At 62.6% G+C, this 6,759-nt stretch carries 5 protein-coding genes; 1 reads left to right on the top strand and 4 read right to left on the bottom strand.

Translation table 11 applies throughout. The annotated features are described in order from the left end of the window. Positions 1–202 precede the first annotated feature (202 nt). From HGSM_RS03195 to HGSM_RS14760, 3 genes are all read right to left on the bottom strand, one after another. On the bottom strand, positions 203–1,255 hold the full coding sequence (locus tag HGSM_RS03195; RefSeq protein WP_019147295.1) for an iron-siderophore ABC transporter substrate-binding protein: 1,053 nt from the start codon (positions 1,253–1,255) through the stop codon (positions 203–205). Between the two features lie 246 nt (positions 1,256–1,501). Then, the gene (locus HGSM_RS03200; protein ID WP_019147296.1) at positions 1,502–3,130 is read right to left on the bottom strand and encodes an MATE family efflux transporter; all 1,629 of its coding nucleotides are present in this window, start codon (positions 3,128–3,130) and stop codon (positions 1,502–1,504) included. A gap of 496 nt (positions 3,131–3,626) precedes the next feature. Then, positions 3,627–4,160 (bottom strand): MarR family winged helix-turn-helix transcriptional regulator, encoded by a 534-nt coding sequence (locus tag HGSM_RS14760; protein WP_081581288.1) that lies wholly within the window; start codon positions 4,158–4,160, stop codon positions 3,627–3,629. Between the two features lie 319 nt (positions 4,161–4,479). Here HGSM_RS14760 and HGSM_RS03210 point away from each other — a divergent pair, with 319 nt between their 5' ends. Beyond that, positions 4,480–5,997 carry an MFS transporter gene (locus HGSM_RS03210; RefSeq protein ID WP_019147298.1) on the top strand — a complete coding sequence of 506 codons (1,518 nt, stop codon included), beginning with the start codon at positions 4,480–4,482 and terminating at the stop codon, positions 5,995–5,997. A gap of 125 nt (positions 5,998–6,122) precedes the next feature. On the opposite strand, the gene HGSM_RS03215 is transcribed toward HGSM_RS03210, so the two are convergent. Beyond that, on the bottom strand, positions 6,123–6,759 hold a 637-nt coding region (locus HGSM_RS03215), incomplete at its 5' end, for a DUF4184 family protein (RefSeq protein ID WP_195891331.1).

Below are 6,759 nucleotides of genomic sequence, written 5' to 3' on the forward strand. Positions count from 1 at the left end.
CGCCACCCCTGCGCGGGGTGTCGGCCTGTGGGGAAGAAGTCATGCTTCTAGTGTGCCTGCTACGCAGGCACGGGGCGCGCGTGCCGCGCCTGTGGATCACGCGTAGCGTGCACGTACCGCGTCCGCACCACTCGTCCAGCGTTCGGTGCGGTGCCAGTTGAACACGCGTAGCGCCCGCTCACCACACGCAACCGCCACCCAACTACTTGACGTTCTTGGCCGCCTGCGCGAGCTGTGGAACGTACTGGTCGAGCATCCATGGAATCGACAGGGTGGTGGGCGCGGAGGATGCCATCACGAACGATTCACCGATGATTGGGGCGAAGGCACCCGACTTGACCTGCGGCATCGCGGCCACAAGCGGGTCCTTCACAAACGCGTCGGCAGCGGCCTGGTCGCCAAAGTAAGCCACCAGAACGTCCGAGGTCAGCTTGTTCAGGTTCTCAAATGCCAGGCCGTAGAAGTACGAGCGGGCGGCATCAGATGGCGCGAGTTCCTCCACGGAAGGTGCCACGGTCATGCCCAGGTCGGTCAGGAGTTCCACGCGTGGGTCGGTGTCGCGGTAGACGTTGAGGATCTCGGGCTCGTTGTTCGCGCCGTAGGCGAACGTCTTGCCGGCGAGCTCAGGGTACTTAGCGCCGAGCGCCTTGACGTTTGCATTGGTGTCCTCAACCAGCTTGGCGGCCTCGGTCTCGAGGCCCAGCGCCTTACCGATGATCAGCGTCTGGTCCTGCCACGAAGTTGCCCACGGCTCGTCCGGGTAGGCCACAACGGGAGCGATCTTGGACAGCGCGTTGAACTCCTCCTGGGTCAGGCCGGAGTAGGGAGCGAGGATGACGTCCGGGCGGGCCGCCACGAACTCCTCGGCGTTGGCTTGTCCGCTGTCGCCTCCCTTGAGGAGCGTTGGCTGCTCGCCGCCAAGCTCAGTGATCTTGTCGGAGACCCACGGGAGCACGCCGTCAACGCCGCCGTAGACATACTCAGGCATGGCCACTGGGACCTCGCCGAGCGCTAGGACGGCGTCCTGTGCGGACCAGCCCCACGTGGCAATGCGCTCAGGCTTCTCCTTGATCTCGGCCTTGCCGAGCGCGGAGGTGATGGTCACGGGGAACGCGTCTGAGCTGGCGGATTCGGTCGGGGTACCCGAGCCGGTCGAGTCCTTGTCAGGGGTGTCGGCCCCGCACGCAGCGAGGGTCGCAGTCATGCCAAGCGCGGCGAGTGCCGCTATGGCGCGGAGAGCAAAGCGAGTAGCCATGGGTTCCATCCGATGGTGAGATAGGTCTCTTACAAAATTAGTTTAGCCTTACCTAACCTGCGCGTGAATAGTGGTGGAACACTATGCTGCGCATCACACCTGCCCACGTTCACCGGAAAGCACAAAGCCGCCAGCCCAAAGTGCGCTTGGGTGGCGGCTTTGTCCCGCTACGCGGGCCGATTCCCGACGATCCCCTCCCCCGCTTGCGCGGGTGCAGTTGGGAGGTGGATCGCCGGGATCGGTTTATCAAACGGAGGTGGAGACGGTTTCTCGCTCACCCTCTGTGAGCTCGCTCAGATCGACAAGCCCTAGCGCCCCAACAGCATCGGCCGACTGGGCTTCCTCAGCAGACACAGCAGCATCAGGCGCCTCAGCATCCATGTGCAACGCTTCCGAGTCGGTCATAACTGCGGCGGCACTCGCAATGGCGGATGCAGAGACACCCTGAGCGGCGGGAACAGGGTTTGGCTCGACGTTCGCATCGGCAACCGGCGCCCCAGTGGGCTCGTTCGCCACACGACTAGCCGCGTACTCGACGTAGTCGGCGTCAAGAGTCTTGAGTGCCTTGGCCCAGGCCGGCAGGAGCAGCACGGCTGCACCAATCCAGGCGAGTGGGGAGGACCAGATGATGCCGTCAAAGCCGAACATTCCACCAAGTATGATTGCTGCTGCAACACGCATGACCAGTTCGGCAACTCCACTGATGGTGGGGATGAGGGGGCGACCAAGGCCTTGGATTGCGTTTCGGGTGACGAACAGGATGCCCAGTGCAAAGTAGATTAGGCCGTTGACCACGAGGTACTTGTGACTCATGGAAATGATGTTCTCCACGCCGGCTTCGCTACCCACGAACAGACCGACCATCCACTCACCTACGGTGATGAGGATTGCGGCGAGCACAAACGATCCAATCACCGACATGATGATGGCCTGGCGGACACCGGTCTTGATTCGGTCAATCTTTCCTGCACCCCAGTTCTGAGCCACAAAGGTAGAGGTTGCGAGTCCGAGCGAGCCGAGGAAGGCTACTGCCATTCCGTCCACGCGAGTTGCGGTGGTGAACGCAGCGATGGCTTCGGCACCGAGCGTGTTCAGACGAATCTGAACCACGAGCGAGCCGATTGCGATGATCGAAGCCATGAATCCCATGGGCAGACCAATGCGCAGGTGCTCCTTCATTGCCGCGCCATCGATCTTCCAGTCTTCGCGGGTCACGTGCAGGATTGGCACGGAGCGCCGCACGTACTCAAGGCAGAGCAGCACGGAGATGAGCTGTGAGACTACGGTTGCGAGTGCTGCACCAGCGACGCCCCAGCCGAAGCCGGAGACCATGAGGATGACAAGTCCGATGTTGATGACGCACGCGATGATCAGGAAGATCAGCGGGGTGCGGGAGTTGCCGATCGCGCGGATGATCGCGGACAGGTAGTTGAAGAACATGGTGCCCACGGCACCGAGGAAGCTCACCACGGCGAACGTGGTCGCGTCGTCGATGAGTTCAGGTGGCGTTTGCATGAGTTCGAGCACGCGGCGAGTGACGGGTGGCGCGCCAAACGTGATGAGGATGCTGAAAGCACCCGTCAACCAGGCGCCCGTGGTCACGGACTTGCGCAGTGCCTTATAGTCGCCGGCACCGAAGGCCTGTGCTGCGGGGATTGCGAATCCGCCGGTCATTCCCCATGCGAATCCGATGAGGAAGAACAGGAAACTACCGGTGGCTCCGACGGAGGCGAGTGCGTTCACGCCGATGGCCTGGCCAACAACAATCGCGTCAACGACTTGGTACAACTGCTGCACAACGTTTCCGATGAGCAGTGGGATTGTAAAGACGAGGATCACGCGCCATGGGATGCCGGCGGTGAGGGTCTTATTCATAGGGCGAAACGCTCCGAACGAACTGGGGGTGGTCTGGGGGATGTGGATCCATCGAAGCGTTCAGCTGCGGATTCTCGAATCGATTCGATCGGATCGATTCGATACTACGCCCGACCCCCTCCCCCTCGTCTAGGGATTATGCGCGTGAACTGCGACTCAACAGGGAACTTTTGGGCGCTAGTGGGCTGGTTTTTAGGTTGCGCGGGCGGTTTTTGGCCTGCCCTTTACCTTGGGCGGATTTTCGGGCCCCTTCGGGCCCTGTTGAGTTGGCCACTTTCACAGTGGCCCGTCCCAAATTCTCGACGATTGTGCCCCACCTCCCAGCACCAGCCTAGGTTGCGCACACCAACCTTCCTCGTACACCACCTTCCGAACGAGAGTATTCCTGAGCCCACTCTCGACGTCGAGAGTGGGCTCAGGAATACTCTCGTTGGTTTTGGGAGGGGAGTGCCGGCGCCAAATGAGACGGGTACGGGGAGCCGAGAGGGAACCTGCGTCAGAACGTATCCGGCAAATCCGCCACGAGGCGTTCCATCAGCAAGACCAGGGTTGAGGCGTCCTCGCCCATGCCCTGGAGTGCCCCCTCAAGTTGGGCGGTGGTGACTGAGATTGAGCGCTCAAAGGCTTCGATCCCCTCGCCCGTGGCGTGGAAGACGTAGGCCTTCCGATCGCCATCCTTGTCTCGGCCGAGCAGCCCATTCTTGAGCGCAGAGTTGACCTGGCGATTCACAGTGGACTGTTCGAGCACAAGCCTGCGTGACAGCTCCGCCAGGGTCATGGGCCCGTGCGTCGCGAGCATCCACAGGATCCGCACGTGGGACGCATCCATCTCACCGTTCCGTGCGGCGGCCTTATTGAGGCGCTCGATGCGCGCAACGTATCGAGCGATCAGGCGCGCTTGGTCCGCAACGGTCTCGGCGTCCACACCAGCCCGAGGCCCGACAGCCGCATCAACACCAGCCCGAGGACCAACCGTCGCGTTTGCAGGGGACGGTACTCGATCGTCGTTCATCAAAATCTCCTGAGTCATGCACAAACTATCGCCGGGAACGTCTTCACGTGCTCAGCATCGACGGCCGTTAGGCGGGACGTGTTGTGTTTGGTTGTGTAACCGGTTTCGAAACCGGTTGCACAACCAAATACAACACACCGACCCCGGAGTCGGGCCAGCTGAACCACACAGGCCAGCTGAACCACATCAGCCACTCAAGCCGCGCTAGGTGGAACCCTGTCCGGCCGTTGGAACTACATCGCAATCATAGCGACGGTCCGGATATGTAAGATACATACATATGTACTTTTGTATTTTCCGCAATTAATTAAGCACCCACAGAAGAAAGCAGGGTTCAGTGCGCTCCCGCAACGCCTCCCCTTCCCCTGAAAGTCCGCCCAAAAGCACAGTCCAGCAAGACACAACCCCGCTCAAGCGCCCGGTCCTCGTGGCTGCGGTTCTGGTGTTCTCGAGCCTCGTGGTTTCGCTGATGCAGTCGCTTATGCTGCCAATCCAGAGCGACCTCCCCCGTCTGCTCAACACCTCCGCAGACAACGCCTCCTGGGTCATCACCGCAACTCTGCTGGGCTCCGCCGTGGCAATGCCGATCGCCGGGAAGCTCGCGGACATGTACGGCAAAAAGCCCGTGCTCGTGGCGACTTCCGCGATTCTGCTGGTCGGCTCGCTGCTCTGCGCACTGTTTGATCAGCTTTCGCTCGTGCTGATCGGCCGTGTGCTGCAGGGCGTGGCCATGGGATACCTGCCGGTTGCCATGAGCTTTGTGCGCCAGGTCCTTCCCAAGCCCATGGTGAACTCGACTATGGCTGCCGTGAGTGCGTCACTCGGCGTGGGTGGGGCGCTCGGCGTGCCGATCTCCGCGTGGATCGCGCAACAGTTCAACTGGCACATCCTGTTCTGGATCACCGCCGTGCTCGCCACCGCGATGCTCGCCCTCGCTGTGGCTGCCCTCCCGCACATCCGCACCTCGGCTTCGGGCCGAATCGACGTTGTCGGCTCCATCATTCTTGTCATCGGCTTGGTGTCGTTCCTGGTGGGAATCTCCAAGGGTGGTACGTGGGGCTGGTCGAGCGTCCCAACCGTCACGCTCATCGCGTTCGGCCTAGTGGTTCTGCCGCTGTGGGGCTTGTACGAGCTTCGACTCGACAACCCTCTAGTTGACCTCCGCACCACCGTAAAGAAGCCAGTCCTCCTGACCAACCTGGCAGCTCTGCTCATCGGATTTGGACTCATGGGCCACAACGTGGTCATCCCCCAGCTCCTTCAGCTCCCCACCGAAACCGGCGTGGGCATGGGCCAGACCATCATGCAGGCCGGACTTTGGCTTGCCCCCGGCGCGATGATGATGCTCGTCCTTGCACCCGTCTCGAGCCGCCTGCTCACTCGGTTTGGCGCCAAGTCCGCGCTGGGCATCGGCGCGGTGGTCCTGACGCTCGGCTACGGCTCAGCAACCCTGTTCATGGACGCACCATGGCAGCTCATGATCGCCTCCGCGATCGCGTCCGCCGGTGTGGGCATCGGCTACGCCGCAATGCCCACGCTCATCATGGAGAACGTCCCCGCCCACGAAGCCGGGTCCGCGGTGGGCGTGAACGCGCTCATGCGTTCACTCGGGTCGACCGTGGCTGCGGCAGTCATGACTGGTGTCATAACCAGCAACCTCGTCACGACCGGCGGCATCACGGCTCCCGCGCGAGACGCGTTCACGCTGTCCTTCATCGTCGGCGCGGTTGCTGCGCTCGGCGCCGTGCTGTTCGTGTTGCTGGTACCGCGCGGGGCCGACTCGGCAGCCGCAGCCGATAGCCCATCGGGTGCCGAGGAGGGCCAGGACGCGGACCGCGAACTCGCCTCCGTCTAATGCAGCCCCTCCCCCTTCTCTTGCATCGAAGGAGAGCGCGGAGGAGCCACCTCATTACCGACGATCTTGGCTGGGTCCGTGCCTAAAAGTGCGGGCCCAGCCAAGATCGTCGCGAATCTGGGTTTTCAGGCGGCGGCCGGCACGCGGCGCAGCCGCACCGCAACCAGCGCAACAAGGCTGAGCGCGGCCGCGGTCACCGCGCCAGCGATCATTCCGCCGGTGAGCAGATAGAACATTTGCGATTCGAACCGCAGCGCTAGGCCGCCCGCGATCATGACCCTCGCGAACCCGCCCGCAAGGATCGCGGAGCCTACCAAGAAGGGCGCGAGCGCCTGTAGGACCGGCGTTCTGCTCGCCGCCGAAGGCTGGCGAGGTAGCCACAAAGCGACCGCGAGGAGCAGTCCGAGGCCGATGAATCCGAAGATCCACTGCGCCAACTCGTAGCCAAACATCGGGCCAAATGGCGTGCTGACCTCGGCGCGCAGGCTCGCCAGGTGCGCGGGGCCCCACCCCCACGAGTGCGTGAAGTTGTCCAGGATGATGTGCGTTGCGATGCCCGCGCAGATCGCGAAGGGAACCGTCCACCACGCGTGCGTGCCCCACGAGTCGGGAAGCCATTTTTTCCGCACGATCTGCGGCGATACCTCGTAAACGCCCGGCGCGATCACCCTCCACGCCGCCCACACAAGCAGGGCGAGCACCACGTTGAACGTAAACATGAACGGCATGAAGTGCGTGCGCACGCCCAGCTGCATGAGCGGC

This window comes from Timonella senegalensis JC301 (assembly GCF_000312125.1).
Lineage (GTDB): Bacteria > Actinomycetota > Actinomycetes > Actinomycetales > Cellulomonadaceae > Timonella > Timonella senegalensis.